Origin of the sequence: Brakhagea baltica (genome assembly GCF_052161605.1) — a bacterium.
Lineage (GTDB): Bacteria > Planctomycetota > Planctomycetia > Pirellulales > Pirellulaceae > JBKCUI01.
The window spans coordinates 2,191,680-2,214,792 of the sequence record NZ_CP197409.1; the positions used below are offsets into that span (position 1 = coordinate 2,191,680).

Consider the following 23,113-nt stretch of genomic DNA (forward strand, 5'->3'; position numbering starts at 1 on the left):
ACGTGATCCCCTCAGCGAGGTTCCCGCTTACGATGACCCAGTCTTCGCTTTCCGTCAAAACCTCCGATCTTCCCTCGCCAGTCCTCGCTGGGCTCCCTCGCCCTAGAGTTCAATGGCAGCATAGGCACCTTCTCGGGCTCGAACACTTGTCAGCCGAGGAAATAACCTACCTACTCGATTGTGCCGAAGCACTCCATAAAGCCACGAACCAAGGCCGTACCAAATTAGACCTATTGCGAGGCCGAACCATCGCCAACCTATTCTTCGAGAATAGCACCCGAACCAAAAACAGTTTCTCGCTCGCCGCCAAACGACTCGGTGCCGACACCGTGGAATTCTCTTCGAGCGGCTCCAGCGTTGCCAAAGGGGAGACGTTTATCGATACCGCCAAAACGATTGAAGCCATGCTGGTGGACGCGGTGGTGGTGCGGCACAGTTCCCCAGGCACTCCGCATCTGCTCGCGAAACACCTCAACTGCAGCGTACTCAATGCTGGCGATGGACCTCATGAGCACCCCACCCAAGGCCTACTCGATATCCTAACCATTCGCCAGCATCGCGGTTCTCTCGCCGGTTTGACCGTAGCTCTCGTCGGAGACATTGCCCATTCCCGCACCGCCAGATCGAATATCTGGGGTTTGCTCAAACTGGGTGCCAAGGTGATCGTATGTGGCCCAGCCACGCTCGTTTCCAAGCATTGGGAAAAGCTGGGGGTCGAGGTCGAATATAACCTTGACAAGATTCTGCACCGATGCGATGTGCTGAATCTACTACGAATCCAGTTCGAACGACAAGCCATCCGGCCATTCCCGTCCGTCCACGAATATATGCTTCTTTACGCCATGAACAAAGAACGCATCGAGCGCAGCAAAGACGATATCCTAATCATGGCACCCGGACCGATCAACCGAGGAGTCGAACTCACCCCCGAAGTCGCCGACGGTCCGCACTCGGTCATCCTGGAACAAGTTACCAATGGCATCGCTGTTCGCATGGCGGCCCTCTGGTTGTTACTCAACGCTCAATCGCCAACGCAGATCACCAATACTGAGTCTTGTACTGAGTCATGAAGAATACAAACGACAACTGGCTTATCGAAAACGGACGTGTCATCGATCCCAGCAACCAGACCGATCGAATTGGTAGGTTGCTCATTGTCGGTGGCAAGATCGCCAGCATAGATCCGCTCGACGGGGACATTCCTAGCAACATCGAACGGATCGACGCGTCGGGCTGTGTCGTCGCGCCTGGCCTAGTCGACCTGGGAACCGAGTTCGGTGAACCAGGGCGGGAGGAGGATGAAACGATCGCCTCGGGAACATTATCCGCTCTCGCAGGCGGTTTCACCGGCATCGCACTTTCTAGCAACACCGAACCGCCGATAGATACCGCTGCAAACGTGGAGTTTATCAGGCAAAAAGGGGCACGTGCCGACAATTGCCGCCTATACCCTCTTGGCTGCGTAAGCAAATCGCGACATGGCGAAGCACTTGCTGAGATAGGATCGCTGGTAGAGGCGGGTGCAGTCGGATTGTACGACGGCCCGAGCCCCATCGAGAACACTGGGTTGCTCCGAAGAGCTCTCGAATACTGCTCCATGTTCGATCGAGTCATTCTCGATCACCCCGAGATCGCCTCTTTGTCCCGAGGGGGCGTCATGCACGAGGGGCTCGAGCAATTGCGATTAGGACTTAGCCCCATTCCTGCCGAAGCCGAAGATTTGGCCACCTCGCGCGACCTGAGACTGATCGAGGCGACCGGCGGACGATTGCACCTGACGAGCATCAGCACCCAAGGTAGTGTTGACCTCTGTCGGCGAGCGAAATCTCGAAACATTCACTTCACCGCAGGTATCTTCGTCGCCAATCTTCACCTAACCGACGAAGCACTAAGAGAATTCGACACCAACTGCAAAGTCAATCCACCACTGCGGTCACGCGAACACGTCGATGGTTGTATCCATGGTCTTCAGGATGGAACGATTGATATTATCAGCTCGGGGCACAAGCCATCCTCGTTGGAAAAGAAGATGGTGGAGATCACAGTTGCTCCCTTTGGGATGATTGCTCTCGAAACGACGCTATCCCAGGTCATCACTTATCTAGTCCGGCCTGGCTTGCTTTCCCTTTCGGATGCCATCGCAAAACTTAGCACCAACCCCTCGCAGCTTCTGGGGCTAGGCTCGGGAAGCTTGGGCGTTGGTAGCCCAGCAGATGTAGTTATTTTCCATCCCGAGGAAACCTGGCAAGTCGACACCTCGAAATTCAAAAGCAAATCGTATAATACCCCTCTGAATGACATGACCCTGTACGGCCTGGTACGACACACCTTGGTCGATGGCAGAGTCAAATACTCGTCTAAGTGATGAGAACGTTGAGTGGAATTGGATGTGGCGGCTTGAGTTTTTCGGACGCCAGTCCCGTTTGATTCAAAAGCTTCGACTCTTTTCGGTGCTAATGGATGATCTGTTATCGGCTTTCTATGGTTCACTGAATTGGTTCTAACCCGATTTCTTGGACTCCGGCGCGGCAGGATATTCTGGAAAAACGCGTTCTAGAACTCGACGCTGTTCGTCGAGTGATGTAGTGAATGAAACATTTACGGTCACCTATGTAACATCCCGTGTTGTGTCCTTATGCGGCATCCTCCCTTAAGATATTCACACCGCTAGAGACAAGAGAAACGCAAGAGGAACAATGCTCCAATATCATCAAGAAATCTCTTGCGTCACTCGCATCTCTCGCGGTGTAAACCTATCCACCGAGTTTCGCGGGTCGCTTCGCGCTGTACTCCCTCACTTTTTAGGCCATTGAACGATGCGGTGATGGGAGTCGCGAAGGTCGCCGGTGGGCATTTGGGCGACTTGGTAGATGAGGGTCTCGATTTCGCGGCAGCGGTCAATGACAAAGTGACGCCCACGGGATCGACCACCCGGGATTTGACGGGAAGCCTTACAGGTGCTACGCAGGACACACGGCGAGTAATCTGACTGCGGGGCGGAAGAAAACTATCGAAGCTTTGAGCGAAAAAACTCGAGTGTTATCGCAAATGAGAGCGGAGGTTCGATGAACGATATCTGTGACTTGCAGAAAGTAATTTACCTATTAGACCAAACCAACGGGCTAAACCGTAATCACTCCGGAGGCTACATCCGTGGGCGAGACAGCTATCAGGAACGGATAGCGTGAAAAATCCGAAGTGTTAAAAGTCAGTAGATGCGTGATGAGGTGACGCTGAGCAGCAGCGGCAAGGCGGGCATCGTGAGTCTGTTTGCCCTTCACTGCGAAAGATACCACGAGTTGATCCCAGACTGAATAGATACCGCGTTCATCCTGCAAAGTACTGAAGAGACTTTTGATAACCAATAACTCTGAATGTGCCTCTAACGGACTCATGCCCAAACCGTTGTTTGCGAGTGGACGAGTGGCCACAGACCAGAATTCGTAGATCACTTGCGGAACGATGATTAGTTTTAAGCCACGTTGTCGCAAAAGACAGATCGCGTCGACACTGCTTTGATAGTGAAGATTACCAGGCTCGATTAAGCGGAGCAATACATTGGAATCCAACAGAATACGCATTACTCGTAAATGCTCTCCCGACTGTCATCCATGTTCTTGTTTCGCGACCGATGTCCGTCAATCCATTGCTGGAACTCACGTTTCCATTGATCATACGGAGGATCGTATACGAGCGACTCATCCAAATCATCCAAATCCCTTAGCATCCGCAATAAATACGTCTTCACATCTGTACCGGCCGCATCAGCACGTCGTTCCAACTCGGCCGATTCTTGTTCCGAAAGGGAAAGCGTAAGGTTCATGTATTGTGAAATCCTTTAGATGTTGTAACAAAACCAATTCCGTACCCCATTTACTATAGCTTTTGCGTTTGGGCCAATCCAGTTAAATTTCGGGGGACTCGATTGGTATCCAGGGCATTTAGGCTTCCCTTTCTAATGAACTAATCTCAGTGGACATCGCCAGTTTGATGGGGACTCCATTTTGATGGATTAGCACGGGGACACCCGACTTGGAGAAACAGCATCCTTAGCGGGGACTGGGGGGAATGTTGCCGCGTCGCGCGGTCCCACGTACATCCGTCCTCTATGGCACGTCGCATACCGAGTTCGACTACTTGCCCGACTATTCCTTCCCCGATGCAGGTGCGTTCCAGAACTTAGTCGATTTAACAGCCAATTGGAACTCGCTTCATCAACCGAACGCACCGTTTATCTTCAACGACGGCTGGAACGAACACTTCACTGAGGCCAAAGAACTCTTTCCCACGGTGGGTACGGATTTCGCAACGGTTCAAGATACCGTCAAGCGTTCGAGTCTTTACAGCGGAGCGGAACGTAAACCGAAAGGTGTCGAGCTCGACGAAGAAGACCAACGCCGTCGCCAAGAAGAGGAAGCCGCCCGGCAGGCAGCACTTAAGCAACAACAGCGTGAGGACGATAATCGACCGCTAGGTGTTCTTTCTGCGAATCGATTCTTACCGCAGGATGATAAGTATCAAGAGCGAATACAGCTTGCCCACGACGGTGCGTTGGGCATGCAGGATACATTCCTTGAGGCGAGGCCTGTGTCGCTTCGATCGTGAAGAACGGCAACAAGCTCAACAAGGTGACCGATGGAATCAAGGCTACCACTCAAGGCCCCGCGAAGGTAAACTCAAGTTGGCTCCGAAATGCCTGTGACCGCTTTTTTGGGAAGAAGCCAGGTAAGGAACCGACGGGGCTTGTCCCAAGGGGAGCCAAGCCATTAGGCAAGTGGGGCGAAGATCGTCTGGAAGTATTGCTAGGTGGCACTGGTACGAAACCAGCTAAGGCATTTATGACCAGCGATGGACCGCGATATATCGATCGTCTGTTGAACGGTATTGCCCATGAATTTAAAGCGGGCAAAGATGTAAAGCTGGCCAACTCAATTTGGCGACAGATTCTCAAGGATAAAGAGTTGATTGAGAAAGGTGTTATCGAAGGAGCTCATTGGCACTTCTGGCAAGGAGCTACGAAAGAACTCCTCGAGACACTTACGGCAAACGGAATAAGGTTTACGGTGCATTAATGCGATTCGATCTTTTTGAAGCAATGTCGATTGATGAAGCGACTAACGTACTTGATGAATTCTTACATCGCGGTGCTGAGATACTGAAAGCGGAGCAAATCGAGTATAACACCGTTTCGCTATCGGGACTTCCGGACAAACTACTAGAAATCGGACTGAGACTAACAACAATTCCAGTTGTAGCCGATCCAAGCATTCCGGAGTTCATCCGAAATACGGACGATTACAAGGAAGGTTTATTTGAGTTCACCGAAGATTCGAAGCGGCTCATTATTGGAGCGGCATACATGCTTGGCAATTGCTTCGTTCGCGAGTTTACAAAACTTGCGTGGTGTACTGGCAATCCAGAATACGCGACCGGACGAATGCCTGTAATCACGGGATTCGCATCCGGCGAAGAGCTAGCGCCCTTACCTGTCGCGAATAATTTGTTTCGAAGGTTGGTCAAGAATCGATCTTTGACGAAGATATTTGAAACGTTTGTTGAACGGTGGTCTGCATCGGTCTAGTTCGTGCACTGCCTTTCGGCGCAGCAGAACATTCTGGAAAAATGCGTTCGAGAACTCGGCGTTATTTGTCGAGTTGATGGTGCTGCGAGAGTTTCTCTAAGGCGCATCTTCTGCAATCGATGAACCTAGGCTCACTTCGGTGCAAATGGGCGATCTGTTGGGGTGTTTCTATGGAGAACCAGCAGTGCCACCCATGTAACATCCCGCACTGTGTCCGCTCGCGGCCCCTCCCTCAAGAAATTCACACCGCTAGAGATTAGAGAAACGCAAGAGGAACAATGATCAACCATTTTCCAGCCATCTCTTGCGTCACTCCCATCTCTCGCGGTGTGGACCTATCCACCGAGCTTCGCTCGTTGGGTGATGCGATTTTTATCTTCTCGAAGTTATCTCTTGGGATGATCGAGCGATAGAGTTCAGAAACCGACCTGGATTCTTTACCCATAGCTCTGAAGTATCTGGATCGTTTGATTCTCGTGAAGAACACTCTCACCCCAACGGCGTGTATACTTTTCAGTACCTGATTTGGAAGTGTCATGACGGGATCCTAAGTGCGAATCCGTTTTGAGCCAATCGTTCCTACTAAGTACCCAGGAGCCACGCTATGTCGGGTAAGGAATTTCTACCCACCCCACACAACAACTTCTTTCAGTTTGCGCTATCGCATTTGCCCAGCGCTCGTAGCCTGATTGCCACGCAGTTTGAGCCCCAGGTACTGCAAGAACTGAACCTAGAGACCTTGCGCCCTGAAACGGTCAGCTTTGTAGATGCCGACCTGCGGGAGAAGTTCTCGGATCTACTATTCTCGGTAGATTTGGCTCGTCACCCCAGACCTCGCGTTCGGTCGGCCCATGTCTACGTCTTGTTCGAACACAAGAGCCAGACCGACCCACTGACCGCCTTTCAATTGCTATCGTACATTGTGCGGATTGGGGAGCGACGGTTGCGAGAAGGACTAGATTTATGTCCGGTCTATCCACTGATGATTTATCATGGAGAAGGTGCTTGGACAGCGGCACGAAGTTTCCGAGATTTACTAAACGTTCCGGCACCTTTGTTGGCATATCAGGTCGATTTTCGTTTTGCGTTGCTGGATTTGAATCAGTTAAAGGACGAGGAAATCCGGGGAGAGCCGATTTTGCAAAGTACGCTGGGGCTGCTAAAATACAGTCGGAGCGTGCAGTTGCGAGACAAGCTGCAAGGGATCTTAAAGGGCTTTGCGATGGCGGCTTTGCAAGAGCGGTTAGGGCAGAGGCAGTTGGAACAGTGGCTTGAAGCGATTGGGAGTTACATGATGGCGGTCAATAAAGGGATGGATGGTCAATACTACAAGCAGACGTTGGCAAGTGTTTTTCCTACTCAGTTCGAGCCGGGGTCTCTGGCGGATCGACTGCTGATCCAGGGCCGCGAGGAAGGACGTCAAGAGGGACGTCAGGAGGGACGTCAGGAAGGCATCCTGGCTGGCAAAGCCCAAATGTTACAAGAGTTGTTAGGCGAGCCGGTTTTGAGCGATCAGGAGCTTATGTCGCTGGAGCTATCGGGTCTCAGTAGTTTGGTTACCCAACTGCAGGATCGACTACGAAGTCGAGACGCGTAACACGATTGGTGGTTAGTTCTTGGTGACTCCGTCCCTAGCAACGCAACTGTTGAAGTCAATATGACCGTCGCTATCCATCACTGGGGCTCTTTCGTTCCGTAGGAACCAAAACAAACAATCAGCGCTACCCACGTGATATCCCGCACTGCATCCCCATGCGTTCCCCTCCTTTAAGATATTCACACAGCTAGAGATAAGAGAAACGCAAGAGGATCGATGATCAACTATTCTCATGACAACTCTTGCGTTACTCCCATCTCTCGCGGTGTTATAGAAACTTGGGGACACTGCAAATTTGTGTCGGAAGAGGATGCCACCGTCCAATGCATCCCGTCCATTGCATCAATCGTAAGTTCAGATAATGCTTCCTTCTTGGGCTTACTTTTGGCTTGAAGTTCGGGCTACCGACATTACCGTCCCCAATGGGACATTCGACGCCGTCTCTTTCTGGACTCTCTTCGTTCCGTAGGAACCAAATGTCCGTAGTACGAATGCACTCCTCCGCGAACGCTCCTGGCTCGCACAAAAGATGGTTGCGTTTCCACCAGCGAAGCTGATGAGGGGTGAACGTTTTTGATGCCCTATCGCTTGTAGTGCCAAGTCCGCTGCTATTAGTGTCGATTAGTGGCAATTAGCGTTCTTTGCTGGCCTTCTGTCACAGCCTTTGCCCACCGTGGAGAAGACCGCGATTGACTCGGCAGCCAGAATTCGCTGAGTCCGATGGAAGGATTTGTAACGAATTTGCCTGTTAAGCTGTGCTAAATCGTTAAATCCTGCCCAATATTCGGTTCCTTAGGATACGCTCGATACTGCTTGACGAGCTAATTTAGGATGCGAAGATGGGCAGCATGCGATAGCTAGGCAACTTGACAGCGTCGGCCAACGATCCAAACCTAGACAAAAAAATCTTTAGGTCGCCTCTCGGTTTTCCTACTGCGTTCCAGCCTCGCCATAGCAAATCCGCTGTTGTCTTCACGTAACTCATGGTCATTTTTTGGAAAGCACCAGAACTATATGAAAGCGTCTCGATTCGGTTACCTAGCCATGGTTGTTGCGATGGGAACATCGCTCTCCATGTCGTCTGCTAGGGCTCAAACCCCAAGCCCCTACGAAAGCTTGATCAAAGAGTACAAGCTCGTTCAAACGTCCTCCGACGTCCCCTCCACCATGTACAACCTTTATATTCAACAAGATAAAGGGCAGGTGCTGCTTGAGATCCCAAAGATGGCTCTCAACAAAAAGTACTTCATCGGCCTCACCGTTGCCGGTGGCCAGCTCTACGCAGGTCTCCAATCTGGGGATTTTTACGTGCAATGGCAAGAGTACAACGGTCGCCTGGCTCTGATCCAGCCGAACCTGGCTGTGCGATCGACCGGCGATAATGAATCAAAAGACTCGGTGAAGCGGCTGTTTACCGGCCAAGTCTTGCTCGATCTCCCGATTCTAGCCCGCTCACCAACCGGTGGCTACCTTATCGACGGGGACCAATTCCTTGTTGGAAATGCAACCGTATTCTTCGGAGCCGACGGTCGTAGCAGAAATCCCGCACTCGCCAGAATCGTGAAGGCAAAATCCTTCCCACAAAACGTGGAGCTGGCGTTCGAACTGCCCGATGCTACTGGCAAGCTGCAGACGCTACACTACTCGATCAGCGAGATTCCTGAGGGTGGCGATTACAAGCCTCGAAAAGCGGATCAGCGCATCGGCTACTTCACGACGGCCTATCGCGATCTTGGAAAGTTCCAGCGCGATGACGTGAATGTCGATTACATCAATCGGTGGCATCTCAAGAAGCGTGATCCATCGCTCAAGATTTCGCCACCAGTCGAACCGATTACATTTTATCTCGAACACACCACCCCTGTCCGTTACCGCCGCTGGGTCAAGCAGGGCGTGTTGTCTTGGAACAAGGCCTTTGAGAAGGTTGGTATCTCCGATGCCATCGTGGTCCACTATCAGGACAAAGCAACCGGAGTCCACATGGAAAAGGACCCTGAAGATGTGCGATACAATTTTATTCGCTGGCTCAACAACGACGAGGGGACCGCGATCGGTCCGAGCCGAGTTCATCCCGAAACTGGGCAGATTCTAGATGCTGACATCATTCTGACCGACGGCTGGATCCGGTACTTCAAGAAGAACTTTGAGGACTACATGCCAGCCCTTGCCATGCAAGGTAAAGATGCGGAAACATTGGCATGGTTGATAGAGCATCCAAACTGGGATCCACGCGTTCGTTTCGCTCAACCAGGTTACCAGCTTCAACGACAGAGTGAAATCCAACTCGAATCGCTATCCGATCCGTTTGGCCGTAAGACCCATATGCTTGGCAGCAGCGAATTCGATGGAATCCTCTGCCGCAGCCATCAGCAAAGCGGTCTCTGCATGCTTGGCGAGCGTCGTCGCATCGATATGTCGATCATGCGAATGGCGATGGAACTAGCCGATGAACTGCTGTTCGATGAGGACGATCAAGAAGCGGCTGCACAGGATCCTAAGTCTGCTGCTGACGAGTCGAAGAAAGACGAGTCAAAGAAGGACGAGCCAAAGCCTGCCGACGAAAAGCAGGAAGATGCTAAAAAAGAAGAGGCCAAGAAAGAAGAGCCGAAAAAGGAAGAACCCAAGAAGGAAGATCCTAAACCAGCCGATGAGCCGATGCTTGACGGCATGAGAGAAACCTTTGTCGGTCCACTTTTGGCCGATTTGGTGGCTCACGAAGTAGGTCATACCCTTGGACTTCGCCACAATTTCAAGGCATCCAGTTTGTATACTCTCGAAGAGATCAACAGCGAAGAAGTCAAGGGTAAAAAGACCTTGGCCGCATCGGTTATGGATTACTTGCCCCTCAACTTCCGAGTTTCGGCGGGATCCGTCCAAGGTGATTATGGCATGATTGATATCGGTCCGTATGACTACTGGGCGATCGAGTATGGCTACAGTACCGAACAGAACCTAGAACCCGTCTTGGCTCGCGCCGGAGAAAAGGAACTCAAGTTCAGCACGGACGAAGATCTCTTCGGTCCGGACCCTCTCGCTAGACAGTTCGACTTTTCCAAGAACCCTTTGGATTTTGCAAAAGAGCAGACCAAAGTGGCTGAGAAGTTCCGCAAGCGATTGATCGAAGAATATGTCAAGAAGGGTGATAGTTGGTCCAAGCTACGAGAAGGATACGAACTCACTCTCGGCCTACAATCCCGTTCTGCGAACATGATGTCAGGTTGGATTGGTGGTGCGTTCGTGAACCGTGAGAAGAAAGGTGACAAAAGTGATCAAGCACCGGTCGAGGTAGTACCTGCCGCCGATCAACGTGCAGCTCTCGCGTTCGTCCTAGAATCGATCTTCCGAGATGAGTCGTACGCTCTCTCTCCCGAGTTGCTAACCAAGCTTACGGTCGACTTTATGCGAGCAGGATTCGGTAGCGATCCGACGTGGCCAGTTCATGATCGAATCCTTTCGATTCAGTCCTCATCGCTCACCAATCTTATGAACCCGACCACGCTCCGTCGAGTCTATGATAACGAGTTCCGCGTCCCGGCTGATCAAGATGCATTGACGTTGCCCGAGCTGTTGCGTTCGGTGACAGGTGAAATCTGGAGTGAACTCGACAAGAAGTCTGACGTAAAGTTTACCGAGCGAAACCCCATGATCAGCAGCTTGAGACGCAGTTTGCAGAACGAGCAGATGGAGCGTTTGATCGATCTCATGCTACCAGGTTCAGGCCGATCAGCAGCCAATAAGGCGATCGCCAACTTGTCCGTGCTTCAGATCCAAGAGCTGATCTCGAAGATCAATCAAGTTATGGAAACATCCAGCCAATCGATGGATTCTTATACCAAGGCGCACTTGATGGAAGCTAGCAAGCGAATGACCAAGGCTCTAGAGGCTCAGTATGTTTACAATTCGAATCGCAGTGCAGGTAGAACACTATCGCTCGCCGATTTACTCGGACGCGATGCGAAGGAAGCACCCGCGCCTGTAATCAACTATCCGCAACCCGAGCAGCCTACGGCACCGTTCATCATCCCGCCCGCTCCGCCTACGACTGAGCCTGCCAAGCCGGAGTAGTTATCGGATTTGCTGGAACCGTTGAGTTCGCAGAATAAAACCGGAGGACGCCCCTCCGGTTTTTTGTGTCTAATCTGATTCAATTCATCGATTAAACGAGAATCACAAACGGCGGTGGAACAGACACACGATGATTTCTGGAGAAAAGCGATGACTCTAAACGCAACACGGATCGAAAGGAAGCGACTTCAAGGTGGGACGAGCTTAGAAACGCTTGTCGACGTGGCCACGAGGCCTTTTTCCCCTGGGAGACAGACAGCTCGGACGTCACCCTAGGATCATGAGCGATGGAGCTGTCCCCAACGAGGCAACGCTCTCATTTCATCAATTTTCGCAAAGCCTCCTGTAGCGTACCATCTTGCACAATCAAAACCGCCTCCGTTACAAGTCGGCCTGCTTCGCTTGCTTCGTTTCTATGCAGCAACATTCGCACCAGGCCCGAGACGTCTTCGCAATATCGCTGTTCCAAGATAGCTCTAACCTCAGTGGAAGTAGTTGGACGGTCTAAATTTTGAGTCAATCGGTTAGAAAGAACCGTAAACTCTTCCAAAGGATCGATAAAGTTGTACAAGAATTCGTAGTCTTTGTTTTCGAAAAGTCCAACTCGAATGTATGGAAACAGCTCACGGCCAAGTTCAACATCTTTAGCCGATACTTTCTTGAACAACTCGACTGACTTGTATTGCTCCCCGAGCTCGCGACATATTGCATCGAAGTTCCTAAAGGAGTCAACTTTCGAATTTTTCGAATTTGATGCGACAACTTCAGAAGCAAATTCCCTTGCCTTGAGCAGCTCGGATCGAGCAGGAGTATAGACCTTGGCCAAATCAACCCAACCACCAATCGCAAAAGACAATCTCACAGGATTAAATGCGGGATTCAGAAGATGACTTTCTCGGTAAAGCCAAATGTACTTTTGAAGCGAATCCTCGTATCTCCTATGTATTCGGTCATCCTTCGCTTCAGTTAGCACTGTGGATGGATCGACGTTTTCAGGTGCAGTCCATTGTGCTGAAACGGAAGAGGAAGACCAAATCGAAGCCATTAAACAGATAATTCCTTTATAGCTACCTTGAAGTCTCACGACACAGTCCTTATGGAATCGAAACTAAAATGGAGGCTAGGGGCTCGTGCCGTTCTCTGTTGGTTGCGATGGTAGCCTAATGCAACTTCAGTGACCGAGTCGATAGAACCAGACGAGGTATCGAAAAGCAGCGATTCTGAAGAGGGGGGCTTCGGAAGTAATGCAGGGGTGGTGGATCATGGCCCGTATTGTAAACGATCAAAGAGGCGGATCGCTAGTTGGTTTTTAGGATTTTTCGGGTGTAGTGGACGAGGCAACGAGGCCCGACCGCCTGGCACGAATACGGCAGGAGTACTATTGGTATAAGAGCAGGCAGTCTTTCGTTCTACCGAGATTTGGTTCCTGCGGAACCTAAGAGTCCCGATAGGGACGCCAATGTCGGTGGAAAGTGCTCGAAAACGGTATCTAACGGCTCGCGTGAGCATCAATCGGAACGATAGGAAATCCAAAAACCGTAGGGAAGCCGATAAGGAAAAGAGTGGGAAAGCGGCAAATCAGCCCAAAGAGACCAACCGGCTACCGGACCGCAGTTGGCGAAAGTAGTAGGTGGTAAGGTATAAGCATTAAGGTGTAAGTATTAAGGTGTAAGGCAAAAGAGTCAAACAAGTTTGTCGCATCGGTTGTGATGTTTTGGCCTGCGGCGGTAAGGAGTTCGTGCGAGGGACCGTGGGTGCGGTTATTTTGTTCTTATAAACCACCCCAGTATAACTCAGGTTGCCGTTCGAGAGAACCGTGACGGGTAAGGCAAAATGATGGGTGACAGAATGATGGCCCCACTCGATTAATGATCCCTCTAACGAGCCGTCGTTTTAGAACTGATCAACTAGCGTCGTAGGCTTTGCTCGATTCTCGATTCCATGTCTCGCATGGACGGATGGTCGGTGTAGTAGATCGCCGCTGGATTGATGCCCGCCTCCTCAAAACGATCTGTTCGAGCCCTAACAATGTCCCACCTAGCAACTATGGGCAGAACCCCACACCAGATACCAGCAAACATCGCCATGACTAAGACCAGTATCAGTTGGCCACGCCTTTGTGAAGTCACTTCTCGACTCGTTTCTTAAACCTGTTGGAATGCGTGCGGGGTACGGTTAGTCCTGCTCGATGGTGGTCAACTGATTAATGGGGACATTGGAAATTTGCTGGCTACTACCATCAGGCCAAAGGATGCTAAGCTTGTCAACCTTTTGCGACTTCCCTAGACCAAACGTGAGAGGCAATTCCACTTGGGAGAGGTAACTACGAGTGGGGCTGACCATTCTTCGCTGAACGACGTCGTCTGCGGATAGAATGACCTTGGCACCAATCGCATCTTTGTTGACTCCCTTGCCTACCAGTTTGATTCGCACCCAATTGTGATTGGTCTCCTGATCGTTTCGGAGTAAACGGGGCCTTTGTCCGCATCCGGTGATTAGCAGGTCCAAGTCGCCGTCTCCATCAATGTCCGCGTAAGCAGCGCCTCGTCCGACCATGGGAACTTGAAAATCTGGCCCGGTCTGCTCTACCGTGCACTTCAAGAATTCATTGGCGGATTGTTCGAGTCCCGCATTCCAAAACAACTGAGGAGCCTGCTCGTACGACTGGCTCGCTTGAACCAAAGAAATCTCATCTTCCAAGTGCCCGTTGGCTTGAAAAAGATCGAGCCTACCATCGAGGTCATAGTCCATGAACAGAATTCCAAACGTCAATTCGAGCCGTGTTGCTGGCCCCAAACCGGACGAAACGGCTTGATCGTAGAACTGCAAATTTCGAGTTCGGGAGACAAAAAGAGCTGACATCTCGTTGGCAAAGTTACCGATCGCAATGCCGATGGATGAGTTGTTGCGAAAGTCGGCAGCGTCAATTCCCATGGCTCCCCGAGCGAGACCGGCGGAATCGAATGCCACCCCGGCCAAGGCTCCCATTTCTTCGAAAGTGCCATCGTGATTGTTGCGAAAGAGGAGATTCTGAACGGTATCGTTAGCGATCATGAAATCGATAAAGCCATCGTCGTCGAAGTCTTCGAACACCAACCCGAGTGACTTAGCAAGCGGAGCGTTGGTGGCAGCAGGATTCAGAATGCGTATGCCGGCTTCCTTCGAGACGTCGGTGAATTTGCCGTTTCCATCGTTACGGTAAAGAACTGGAAACGCTCCTGGAAAGTTCTGGGGACGTCCATACGCTCTACGCCCAGTTCCTACCAACGTAAACTCCTGAGCCGAATCGAACTCTTTTGACCAATCCAGGTAATTGCAAACCAGTAGATCCAAGTCGTTGTCGTTGTCGTAGTCGAACCATCCGCAAGCGGAACTCCAGGCCGTTGGCTTTCCTGCCACTCCCGCCGACGCGGTAACGTCTTTGAACTTTCCGTTCTCGTTCTTGAACAGCTTGTTCTCTCCAAGACAGGTGACATAGATATCGACGTATCCATCGTTATCGAAATCGCCGCAGGCGACCCCCATGCCGTACACGGTTACATTGAGCCCTACCTCCTCGGTGACATCGGTGAAGTTCCCCTTTCCATCGTTCTGATAAAGCTTTAACGGAGTCGGATCGCTCGCCACTTGAGCCGGATCCCAGTGGCATCCATTGATGAGCAAAATGTCCGGATGGCCATCATTGTTGTAGTCTAAAAACGCACAACCGCTCCCCATCGTTTCCGGAAGCAGTTTGTCACCTGTAGCACCAGAGGTGTGCACAAATCCGAGCCCCGCCTCAGTCGTAATATCGGTCCACCGCACGGTGGGTGCCGCTGCCTGCGATTTTTCTCTGCCCTGAGGCGTATCGATCGCAGTTGGCTCTTCGACAACAGCCACTTCACGCGGTTTGAGATACCAATAAGAGCCCGCGATCACCAATCCTACAATCGCGAAAACAAGAATCGACCCCAAAAAGGCCCGACCGATCACGGCATCGTCTTGCTCCGAATCGCGCGAGGGTTCAAGATTCTCATTAGGATTGGGAGGATTACTGGCCATTAACGTCTGCTAGTTCCGGTCTTGATGTAGGTTTTAATGGATAGATCACGAACGCTTCCGCAGCCATGTTGGCAGCGGGATACTTTTCCCTTGCAATTCCGACCGCGACACCTTGGGCCGTGTCGTCGGGCTTGTATTTGGCATGCAACTTTTTGTGGATGAGAGCCTTTTCGTCGTTGCCCATCGCGGTGTAGACCAACCCTAGGTTGTAATGCGCGTTGACGTTCTCTACATCGATAGCCAGAGTTCGTTCGAATTGCTTGGCCGCATCTTTCAGTAGCTCTTCGCGCTGAGCCTTTTGGTTCGGTGCATGCATCTGTTCGGCCCGGTCGAATACAGTTCTTCCAAGAACGTTTAGGACCTCAATATCCTTGCTAAAGTCAAAGCCTCGTCTCTTTCGCTCCTCGGTAGTCTTATCGACGATGGCTCGGAAATTGGATTCTGCTTCCACGAGTCGACCTTGTTCGCGGTTGACGAGGCCGCTGAACCACGCAATCGACCATTCCGGTGCCTTGGGATCCGTCATGGAGGCTGCCCGCAAGACCGCGTCACCGGCTTCATCGATGCGACCTTCTCGCAAGTAGACCCGTGCAAGATTGATGGGGCCATCGAATCGATTAAGCCCCTCAACAACGCGAAACGCTGCTTCAGCCTGCTTTAATTCTGCTTTGCCCTCGAGGAACAAGCCGATGCCATAATCGTTCCATCGTTGCCATACGGGAATGTCTCGTTCCGGTTGAGGAGATGGGCTGTCAAATCCCTCCACCGCGAACTCAACCGTGTCTTCCGCAAGTGTTAAAATTGGGAGGTTATTGATGTATGTTCCGTCAGCTTGCAAACCGGAATAGGACACGTTTACGCCTGTATCGTAATTGCCCATGTCATCGGTTCGCGATTCTGCAAGACGCTTATGCGTGATCTCCATGTATTCATGATCAAACTTGCGATAGTTGAGTTTCACCGTCGCTTTGATCGTGCCGGCGACGTCATCCGGTACTCGAAATCCGTAATGCACCACTTGCCCAGCCCCGGGGGGGATCTGGTGGTTGTAAAGAGGCGTGAAGATATCACCCGCATTGCGTCGGTTAATGCGATTGCCATGCCGGTCGAGCATGAAGATGTTGACGAAATGGGAGTAGGGATCGACCGCCTTTCGATCGTCCATGCCTCCGTTCTGTGCAATAATCTGCCCGCCACTTTCTAAAGTCACCTCGAGCCAAATCTCATTCGAATCGGCTGTGCCCTGGGTGAACTCATGCCCCATCTTGAGGGTTCGAATGACGGTCTCTAGTAGATACGACTCACCTCGCCTGAGAACTGGGATCTCAGGCCGAATAGGGGCAATTAACTTTCCATCGATCTTGCCCTCTTCTTTGATGCCAAATATGTCAACTCGGACGATACCTTCTAGAAATTTCTTGTGTTTTCCTTCGACTAAATCCCAATAGCCCCTAAGGAACGGGAGGCCGGAGTTGCCAGATGCGAAATTGTGATCGTGGATAGTGAGCTTTCCAGAATCATCGTTCACCTTGGCCCCAAAGTCATTCGATTCGACCAGTTCCATGTGGCATTGATTGCAATTCGTTTTGGCTGTCTCTGGGTAGTAAAAGCTCCTGGCACCATGCCCCGAAACCCCACTCAATAACCAAGAATCATAGTGGTTTTGCCCCCGCAAGAACTCCTTGTACTTGTTGAGTTCATAGGGCAAATGCACTTTGTGGCATGTCGAGCAGAATTCCGCGCTCTTGTGAAAGTCCTTCAAGAATGTCTTTTTATGAAACTCTGGCTTCGCTTTGATGAGTTGGTTATTGATCCATTGCAGAACGGGATTCTCGCTGAATGCGAACGGGTAGTGCAATGGTTCTTCGATCACATAGTCTGCATTGCCTCGAGTGGAATTGACATGGGTTATCGCGTGGCATGTTGTACAGGTAATTCCAGCCTGCGATGTAGGATCACGCACGTCATCGTAGTGGGGATTGTCAAAGGTTCCGCTGAAGAACGGAACGGGATCATGACAACCTGCGCACCATCTCGCTCCCTTCATGTTGCCGTCCAGCTTCATAGAAACCTCTCTGGTTTCCCGAATGCTGACTAAATAAGCCGGATTGTTGAACGAACTAAATCGGTGAGCACTGTGCTCCCACTGCCGGTAGGAGTCTTCGTGGCATTTTAAACAATACTCATCGTTTTGCAGGTTCTTTGCGGAGATGAACCCCCCGTTGGCAGTTCTCGCAAGGGACGGCTCGAAATACTTCTCTCCCTCGGCCGACACGACCTTGCTCCACTCCCGTGGATCCTGAACGTGCAATGAGACCATGACAGCCACCGAAGCCACTGCTACAACGCCATACGCCACCCCCAGCTTCCACTTGATTTTCTGGCCGACCAGCCTGTGCAGCCAATACAGCCAAACGGCTACCAATGGGCTGAGAACGTGAAGCCAGTAGACCAAGGATCGAGACGCTGGATGCTTTAAGTCGAACACGCCCCCGATTCGCACAAGCAGTAAACCGGATGCAAGAACGATAAGACTGATAGCAAACAAAGCGTATCCGACTCGGATCGCACGCTTGTTCTTTCGCTTCCGGGCGGTGACGAGGTGAACAATCCCAAACACCAAAAACGGGATCAGAAAGACTAAACCGAGCCCGACATGCCCGAGGAACATGAACATATAAAATTGGTTCTGGTACGCTTCGCCTCGCTGCCACTCCAGAAATGTGATCGTGGCCAAATAAAGTGAGTTGGCCACCAATAAAGCCAACATCGCGAACAGCACGTACAACAGCTTTTTGAGCCCCGGCCCAATGGCGGGAACGTAAACTCGCTTCTTAACGGGGGACGATGGAGTGGATGAAGTGTTGGTCATGCCGTAGCACTGGTGTTGGAAAAGAATGGCCCCACGAAATCCGGGGAAAATTGACTATTGCGGAAAAATCGTGGTCACCGATTTTGCCCCAATATCGACAGAGAACAAGCTTTTCAGGTGGGGATCAGCGACGATCAAATTGCCTCCATCCCTAGTAATACCGACAGGATTCTTAAGCGGTTCACCGGAGACCAGTTTTTCTGGTTCGCTGCCAGGTGAAACCTTCCAAACTGCTTTGGCATATCCATCGCAAAGATACGCCACCCCATTGTCATCCAAAATCAGCTGGTTAGGGAACTCAAACGGTGTGCCTTTTACTACCACCTCCGCCGTTTTGTCTGGGCTGTACCGAACGAGAGAATCATTGACATTAGCCAGAATCCAAATCCTATCTTGGCCATCAATTGCGATTCCACGGGGAGCCGAGCACTTTACGAACTCGGTTACTTCGCCTCCGGCAGCAGGGACCTGAAAAACCGCATGCCTCTCCAAGTCCGCCACGAACAAGTACCCTTTGGAGTCGATCACAATCCCCATCGGAATTCCTATATAACCATTGGTTAAAGGCTGAGGATTTCCCTCCGAATCGAATCGGTATACTTCACGAGTGGCAGAATCACCGGCGTATAGCGTGCCATCAGGCCCCATTGCTAGACATCGCACTGCATTGAGTGGCGTCCGGAATTTCTTTGAGCCCTGGAAATAAACTGTGGCCTTTCCGTCTGAGACTTTCCAAATACCAGGTAAATTGCGGTCCGCAACGTACAACTCACCGGTCGGAGCCTTGACGACTGCCAAGGGATACTGCATTTCCTGTGCGACCGCCCACCCAGAGGCTTGGGATAAGAGAACGCTGATTGACAGAAAGCTGACAACGACTAATGCTGAGAGGATAGAGCGAGTCATTAAAAGTCCCTAATTTGGTTCCAAAACGCAGGTGCATCTTGGAAACGGGTTTGATATTGCTTCAAAAATTCTACGTGAGCCGGCGAGTTCGGAAACTCTTGGTCGGGAGCATAAGGATAACGAGCCATGCCACGGAATGGCAGCGGGCCGGTGTCCTGACCATGTATTGTATTCAAATCGGCGTCTTTGTCCCAACCTACATTATAAATGACGAAGTCCCGGACCCAGCCGTCCGGCAGATTCGTTACGTTCGCTGAAAACCGCACCGTCATCTCGTCACCAGCTCCCATGACAACCTGCAAGTCATCCGCCTCCCTGATCAAATTGGTGACATCGCCATATTTAGTAAAAGCACCCTTCATGGGGGGCCAAATAGGTTCCTTGGTGACTTGTTCGTAATCGTACTTCTTGGGCGCGTTTCCTGGCTGCGAAACCAATTCAGAAAATCCCCGGTAGTGGAGGTCTGCGTCCAGCAATTCTAGCTCCGTTACGACGTACGATTCCGTCCGTGGGTTCCGCTCTCCTCGCGTATAGAAGACCTCGTCCCAGCAAAGCTCCATGTTCGACACCAAACGAATTCGTTGATCGTCGCACAAAAACAATCCTGTCAAATCGATCGCAATCGTTTTGGTCTTTCCGCCTGGGAAGCCTGCATACGGGACCACTTCCACCCAATTCCCTGACTCATCGGGGACTTGGATCGATGGTGGCATGAGCGACGGACGAAGCGGATTCTCATCCATAGCCAGATTCAGAGATGTACACGTTGGAAACAGCCAACCGGTTAGATAGAGAACGATATCGTTGCTAGAGCTACCGTCACTCTCGCCGGAATCTTCCTCGCGGAAATCAATTTCCATCCAGTGTGTTTCGGTGAGCCCTTGGTTAAAGCCGTAAGTCCAAGTTCTGGTGTAACGCTGATCTCGTTTGGTCGTCCATTCACTCAAATCGTTCCCGTTCTGATCGATGATCGATCGAGGATATCTTCGGTTTTCGACGGTTCGGATTTTGAATTCACTGATCTCGGCCGGGCCGACTTTCTCATTGGTAAAGATCTCGACATCTTGAGGGTGGTCGACCGCCAACAACTTGACGGAGTCAAAGTAAGCGGCTTCCCATAGCTCCTCGGTGATTTGTAGAACGTAAGCCCCATCCTTTGGCTTGAGCTGATGGCCGTCGATCTTCAAATACTCCCACTCGCGAGTTGGTGCTGTAACACCTGCTGCGAATTGCAAACCGATCGGAGCCGCCCAGAGACAGTCGGTCACGAATTCGAAACGCTCACCGTTCCAAGCATACAGATACGGACACGATCCCCCCAAATTCTGTTGATCGAAAACGGTTACTCGACTGTCCACTCCAATAATATTGTTAGGAACTCCATTGGGCCAGAGAACACGTACGATATCCGCTTGATTGTTCGCCCCTAAGCCGAAACGAGTCCTGGTACCTCGCACGATTTGAGCTTGATACGTTCCGTTCGTTTTCACTTCCAGCAAGGAGCCAACACCGTGCATGTTGCAACGAGCCCGCAGATCCTGGCTACCATCCTCGTCAGCACGAAGAACGATTTCCAATTGATGATTTTTGTTGCCACCCTGGTTTTGCAACCAGATCAACTTTCCACTTTCCGATAGGGCAATCAGGTCTTCATCGCGATCGCAATCGAAATCGATGTTAATCACATTCGAAATCGACTCTGCGACGGATACGCCTTTCTCGTCTCGTTTCAGAGACAAATCGCCTCCACCTAGATAGAGACTAATACCTGTAGGCCCCCATGAAACGGCATCCATGTAAGTGTCATTATCGATATCTAAAACCAAGACGCCCTCAGTGCTTTCACTTGACAACCGCGTTGCACTGGCTGGTTTCCATGACGCATGCCCCAGCGAGTTCATCGTTACGAGGGTCAGGCCCTTTTCCCCTCCCATAATAATGTCCCAGCAAGCATCCCGATTCACGTCGATCGCATCGACAAACGCACTATTTCCTATCACCTCACTAGGCCAACTAACATCTCGAATGGCGTAACGGCCATGAAGATTACTTGCTAACATGATAGGCCCCTCAGCAGAGGTACTCCCCAGCAGAAAGTCGTTGACGACGTTGCGATCCAAATCGAGGGCTAAGATACTGGTTATGGATTGCTCCGCTGGCGGGATGTTCGTGAACTGTGAAACATCGGTAAAAGTCCAATCACCTCGGTTTGACCAGATGGAGAGTCCTGACTCGGAGGAGACGATCAGATCTAGATCGGAATCGTGATCCATATCGATCGCCACGACCTGCTTGATTCCCTTGAGGTTCTCCATACCCTCTGACAACGGACGTGGCCTAAACTCTCGCTTACCAGTTTCCTCATTCACCGCGTTTTCCAGCAGCAGCAAACCGTCGTCACCGTAGATGACTAAATCGACATCGGTATCGACAAAAATGTCTGCATCCTTTTTTCGTCGTTCGACGGGGATGGCGGACGGTAGGGCCGAAGGGGGAATCTGTTCTCGGCTGCGATGAAAGTCGCGATCCAAATCGGCGAACACCATCCCCTTGATTCTAAGAGCAACTGGTTGTGATACGACCAGCTCAGGCTTGTCGGGCGCTGCGAAACTCCAGACTTCGATACGGTCGCTCGTTGCCAAGACGAAATCTAGGATGCCGTCTAGATCGATATCTTCCGTCGCGATCGCCTGGATGTTTTCGGTAGTTGGTATTCGGGACGGGATCGTCTCTAGGCGAGCGATTGGTTCGGTTCGCTTGACGGGAATTGGGGCACTTAGCGAGTCAGAGTGCGATCTTGCGTACTCCAACACGTCTTCTCGGCGGAGATAATGAATGTCCTGTTTAAAGGCCAAGTCGTCCAACAGCAAGTTTCTTATGCCACGTGCTTGCCCCTGCAAGGCGTTCCAATTTCCCTTTTCAATAGAAGCCTGTGCCAAATCCAGCTGCCTCAATAATCCCCTGATTTCCGATGCAGGACGAAAAAGTTGGCTACATTTTTTCAAATGCTCGGCTGCTTTGGAATCCTGTAGTTTTGCTAAAACCATCAGGTAGTTCGCATTGAGCGCCAAGTTGTTTGGAGATTGTACGACTGCGCGTTCAAGAAGGTCCCGCAACTCTGGATAAACCGAATCCTCATCGTTCTGCATGAGAATCTCGACGAGTTGAAACCATGTGTCCTGTTCAGCTTTCGGCTTGTCACTTGCCTCGCGGAGAAGCCGACTTGCTTTATCAAAGTCTCCTCGCAGTGTGTAAATTCGGGATTCTAATAACAACGGAACGGCGGCGTCTGGTTGAACTTGCTTCAGCTTTGCCAATGTGACTAGACAGTCTTTCTCGGACTCTTCTGCGATACCTGTTTGGCCTGCCTCTCTGGATTTTTTAATCTGCACAAGATAACCCACCGCTAGATTCTGGAGAGCCGCTGCATCTTCGGGAAACTGTACAAGGAACTCCTTAAACCCGGCTATCGCTGCATTCACCCTCGTCCCCTCCTTGTCGTCGCTTCCCTTGTTCTCCAATGCGGCAAGCGATTGGTCCCATAGAGTGATCCACGTAGTCTCTGAGGTCGAGTTCGTTTGCTCTTTCTTACGACTCCAGCATCCCACGGAGAGCGTGAGCAAGCAAACGGCGATTGCAAAAGGGAACGGTCTTGCAAGATTCGTTCGAAGGATCATACGCTTTTGGGGAGGAGAGAGTGGATTGTTGGTCGTCGTACGATCAACCATCGATCGCTGTCCTGACGAGTACAATACCGTTCATTCTAACAGTCGGCGCGGCCTCTGATAGTCGAGGCCAGAAAGAATACCGGCCCCACACGGCGAGCGTGGGGCACCAGCACGCCGTTCGTTCTTCAGAGCGGGCCGGATCGAGAGTTCGTCGCAGGGCGGTTGGTATTATTAGCTCCGCAGCCGCTGGAAGGATATATTCGATTTATTGTAAGATTTGTATTTCATCCGGTGGCAAACGAATTGGTTCGAGGCTTCTTTTTGGGGCGAATCATCGGTAATTCGTGTAGCAGTCGGCCCATGCGAGTGATAAAATATTGGGC

Annotated in this window: 18 protein-coding genes; 9 read left to right on the forward strand and 9 right to left on the reverse strand. The window is 51.2% G+C overall.

Translation table 11 applies throughout. The features are described from left to right. The first annotated feature begins 32 nt into the window (after positions 1 to 32). From SH449x_RS08015 to SH449x_RS08025, 3 genes are all read left to right on the forward strand, one after another. Positions 33 to 1,070, forward strand: coding sequence for an aspartate carbamoyltransferase catalytic subunit (locus tag SH449x_RS08015; RefSeq protein ID WP_482380812.1), 1,038 nt, complete (start codon positions 33 to 35; stop codon positions 1,068 to 1,070). Next, positions 1,067 to 2,365: a dihydroorotase gene (locus tag SH449x_RS08020; protein ID WP_482380813.1), complete on the forward strand. Its 1,299-nt coding sequence runs from the start codon at positions 1,067 to 1,069 to the stop codon at positions 2,363 to 2,365. The genes SH449x_RS08015 and SH449x_RS08020 overlap by 4 nt, the downstream gene beginning before the upstream one ends. Before the next feature lie 459 nt (positions 2,366 to 2,824). Further along, positions 2,825 to 2,989 carry a hypothetical protein gene (locus tag SH449x_RS08025; protein WP_482380814.1) on the forward strand — a complete coding sequence of 55 codons (165 nt, stop codon included), beginning with the start codon at positions 2,825 to 2,827 and terminating at the stop codon, positions 2,987 to 2,989. A gap of 133 nt (positions 2,990 to 3,122) precedes the next feature. On the opposite strand, the gene SH449x_RS08030 is transcribed toward SH449x_RS08025, so the two are convergent. Both SH449x_RS08030 and SH449x_RS08035 read right to left on the reverse strand, forming a co-directional pair. Further along, the gene (locus SH449x_RS08030; RefSeq protein WP_482380815.1) at positions 3,123 to 3,581 is read right to left on the reverse strand and encodes a type II toxin-antitoxin system VapC family toxin; all 459 of its coding nucleotides are present in this window, start codon (positions 3,579 to 3,581) and stop codon (positions 3,123 to 3,125) included. After that, positions 3,581 to 3,823: a hypothetical protein gene (locus tag SH449x_RS08035; RefSeq protein ID WP_482380816.1), complete on the reverse strand. Its 243-nt coding sequence runs from the start codon at positions 3,821 to 3,823 to the stop codon at positions 3,581 to 3,583. The genes SH449x_RS08030 and SH449x_RS08035 overlap by 1 nt, the downstream gene beginning before the upstream one ends. Before the next feature lie 245 nt (positions 3,824 to 4,068). Between SH449x_RS08035 and SH449x_RS08040 the strand changes: the two genes are divergently transcribed. The 5 genes from SH449x_RS08040 to SH449x_RS08060 all read left to right on the forward strand — a co-directional run bounded on the left by SH449x_RS08040 (position 4,069) and on the right by SH449x_RS08060 (position 7,178). Continuing rightward, complete coding sequence (locus SH449x_RS08040) at positions 4,069 to 4,605, forward strand: hypothetical protein (protein WP_482380817.1); 537 nt, start codon at positions 4,069 to 4,071, stop codon at positions 4,603 to 4,605. After that, a complete protein-coding gene (locus tag SH449x_RS08045) occupies positions 4,602 to 5,072 on the forward strand; it encodes a hypothetical protein (protein ID WP_482380818.1) in 471 nt (156 codons plus the stop codon). Before SH449x_RS08040 ends, SH449x_RS08045 begins: the two co-directional genes overlap by 4 nt. After that, a complete protein-coding gene (locus SH449x_RS08050) occupies positions 5,072 to 5,581 on the forward strand; it encodes a hypothetical protein (RefSeq protein ID WP_482380819.1) in 510 nt (169 codons plus the stop codon). Before SH449x_RS08045 ends, SH449x_RS08050 begins: the two co-directional genes overlap by 1 nt. Before the next feature lie 278 nt (positions 5,582 to 5,859). After that, complete coding sequence (locus SH449x_RS08055; RefSeq protein ID WP_482380820.1) at positions 5,860 to 5,994, forward strand: hypothetical protein; 135 nt, start codon at positions 5,860 to 5,862, stop codon at positions 5,992 to 5,994. Positions 5,995 to 6,185: 191 nt separating this feature from the next. Further along, positions 6,186 to 7,178: an Rpn family recombination-promoting nuclease/putative transposase gene (locus SH449x_RS08060; protein WP_482380821.1), complete on the forward strand. Its 993-nt coding sequence runs from the start codon at positions 6,186 to 6,188 to the stop codon at positions 7,176 to 7,178. Between the two features lie 826 nt (positions 7,179 to 8,004). On the opposite strand, the gene SH449x_RS08065 is transcribed toward SH449x_RS08060, so the two are convergent. Next, positions 8,005 to 8,163: a hypothetical protein gene (locus SH449x_RS08065; RefSeq protein WP_482380822.1), complete on the reverse strand. Its 159-nt coding sequence runs from the start codon at positions 8,161 to 8,163 to the stop codon at positions 8,005 to 8,007. 29 nt (positions 8,164 to 8,192) lie between these two features. Here SH449x_RS08065 and SH449x_RS08070 point away from each other — a divergent pair, with 29 nt between their 5' ends. Continuing rightward, positions 8,193 to 11,243, forward strand: a complete 3,051-nt coding sequence (locus tag SH449x_RS08070; RefSeq protein WP_482380823.1) for a zinc-dependent metalloprotease — start codon at positions 8,193 to 8,195, stop codon at positions 11,241 to 11,243. Positions 11,244 to 11,559: 316 nt separating this feature from the next. Here SH449x_RS08070 and SH449x_RS08075 read toward each other — a convergent pair whose 3' ends face one another. The 6 genes from SH449x_RS08075 to SH449x_RS08100 all read right to left on the reverse strand — a co-directional run bounded on the left by SH449x_RS08075 (position 11,560) and on the right by SH449x_RS08100 (position 22,790). Next, a complete protein-coding gene (locus SH449x_RS08075; RefSeq protein WP_482380824.1) occupies positions 11,560 to 12,288 on the reverse strand; it encodes a hypothetical protein in 729 nt (242 codons plus the stop codon). Between the two features lie 862 nt (positions 12,289 to 13,150). Continuing rightward, a complete protein-coding gene (locus SH449x_RS08080) occupies positions 13,151 to 13,372 on the reverse strand; it encodes a hypothetical protein (protein WP_482380825.1) in 222 nt (73 codons plus the stop codon). Between the two features lie 46 nt (positions 13,373 to 13,418). Further along, positions 13,419 to 15,284, reverse strand: a complete 1,866-nt coding sequence (locus SH449x_RS08085; RefSeq protein WP_482380826.1) for a CRTAC1 family protein — start codon at positions 15,282 to 15,284, stop codon at positions 13,419 to 13,421. Then, a complete protein-coding gene (locus tag SH449x_RS08090) occupies positions 15,274 to 18,156 on the reverse strand; it encodes a tetratricopeptide repeat protein (protein ID WP_482380827.1) in 2,883 nt (960 codons plus the stop codon). The genes SH449x_RS08085 and SH449x_RS08090 overlap by 11 nt, the downstream gene beginning before the upstream one ends. A 54-nt stretch (positions 18,157 to 18,210) precedes the next feature. Then, a complete protein-coding gene (locus tag SH449x_RS08095) occupies positions 18,211 to 19,062 on the reverse strand; it encodes an NHL repeat-containing protein (protein WP_482380828.1) in 852 nt (283 codons plus the stop codon). Beyond that, positions 19,062 to 22,790 (reverse strand): CRTAC1 family protein, encoded by a 3,729-nt coding sequence (locus SH449x_RS08100; RefSeq protein WP_482380829.1) that lies wholly within the window; start codon positions 22,788 to 22,790, stop codon positions 19,062 to 19,064. The genes SH449x_RS08095 and SH449x_RS08100 overlap by 1 nt, the downstream gene beginning before the upstream one ends. Between the last annotated feature and the right edge of the window lie 323 nt (positions 22,791 to 23,113).

What these genes read in the sequence shown, in the direction of transcription:
- SH449x_RS08060 (WP_482380821.1), top strand. Translation starts at nt 6,186, where the DNA reads ATGTCGGGTAAGGAATTTCTACCCACCCCACACAACAACTTCTTTCAG.
- SH449x_RS08025 (WP_482380814.1), top strand. Translation starts at nt 2,825, where the DNA reads ATGGGAGTCGCGAAGGTCGCCGGTGGGCATTTGGGCGACTTGGTAGAT.
- SH449x_RS08090 (WP_482380827.1), bottom strand. Translation starts at nt 18,156, where the DNA reads ATGACCAACACTTCATCCACTCCATCGTCCCCCGTTAAGAAGCGAGTT.
- SH449x_RS08035 (WP_482380816.1), bottom strand. Translation starts at nt 3,823, where the DNA reads ATGAACCTTACGCTTTCCCTTTCGGAACAAGAATCGGCCGAGTTGGAA.
- SH449x_RS08070 (WP_482380823.1), top strand. Translation starts at nt 8,193, where the DNA reads ATGAAAGCGTCTCGATTCGGTTACCTAGCCATGGTTGTTGCGATGGGA.
- SH449x_RS08030 (WP_482380815.1), bottom strand. Translation starts at nt 3,581, where the DNA reads ATGCGTATTCTGTTGGATTCCAATGTATTGCTCCGCTTAATCGAGCCT.
- SH449x_RS08085 (WP_482380826.1), bottom strand. Translation starts at nt 15,284, where the DNA reads ATGGCCAGTAATCCTCCCAATCCTAATGAGAATCTTGAACCCTCGCGC.
- SH449x_RS08100 (WP_482380829.1), bottom strand. Translation starts at nt 22,790, where the DNA reads ATGGTTGATCGTACGACGACCAACAATCCACTCTCTCCTCCCCAAAAG.
- SH449x_RS08055 (WP_482380820.1), top strand. Translation starts at nt 5,860, where the DNA reads ATGATCAACCATTTTCCAGCCATCTCTTGCGTCACTCCCATCTCTCGC.
- SH449x_RS08040 (WP_482380817.1), top strand. Translation starts at nt 4,069, where the DNA reads ATGTTGCCGCGTCGCGCGGTCCCACGTACATCCGTCCTCTATGGCACG.
- SH449x_RS08050 (WP_482380819.1), top strand. Translation starts at nt 5,072, where the DNA reads ATGCGATTCGATCTTTTTGAAGCAATGTCGATTGATGAAGCGACTAAC.
- SH449x_RS08075 (WP_482380824.1), bottom strand. Translation starts at nt 12,288, where the DNA reads ATGGCTTCGATTTGGTCTTCCTCTTCCGTTTCAGCACAATGGACTGCA.
- SH449x_RS08020 (WP_482380813.1), top strand. Translation starts at nt 1,067, where the DNA reads ATGAAGAATACAAACGACAACTGGCTTATCGAAAACGGACGTGTCATC.
- SH449x_RS08015 (WP_482380812.1), top strand. Translation starts at nt 33, where the DNA reads ATGACCCAGTCTTCGCTTTCCGTCAAAACCTCCGATCTTCCCTCGCCA.
- SH449x_RS08065 (WP_482380822.1), bottom strand. Translation starts at nt 8,163, where the DNA reads ATGAGTTACGTGAAGACAACAGCGGATTTGCTATGGCGAGGCTGGAAC.
- SH449x_RS08095 (WP_482380828.1), bottom strand. Translation starts at nt 19,062, where the DNA reads ATGACTCGCTCTATCCTCTCAGCATTAGTCGTTGTCAGCTTTCTGTCA.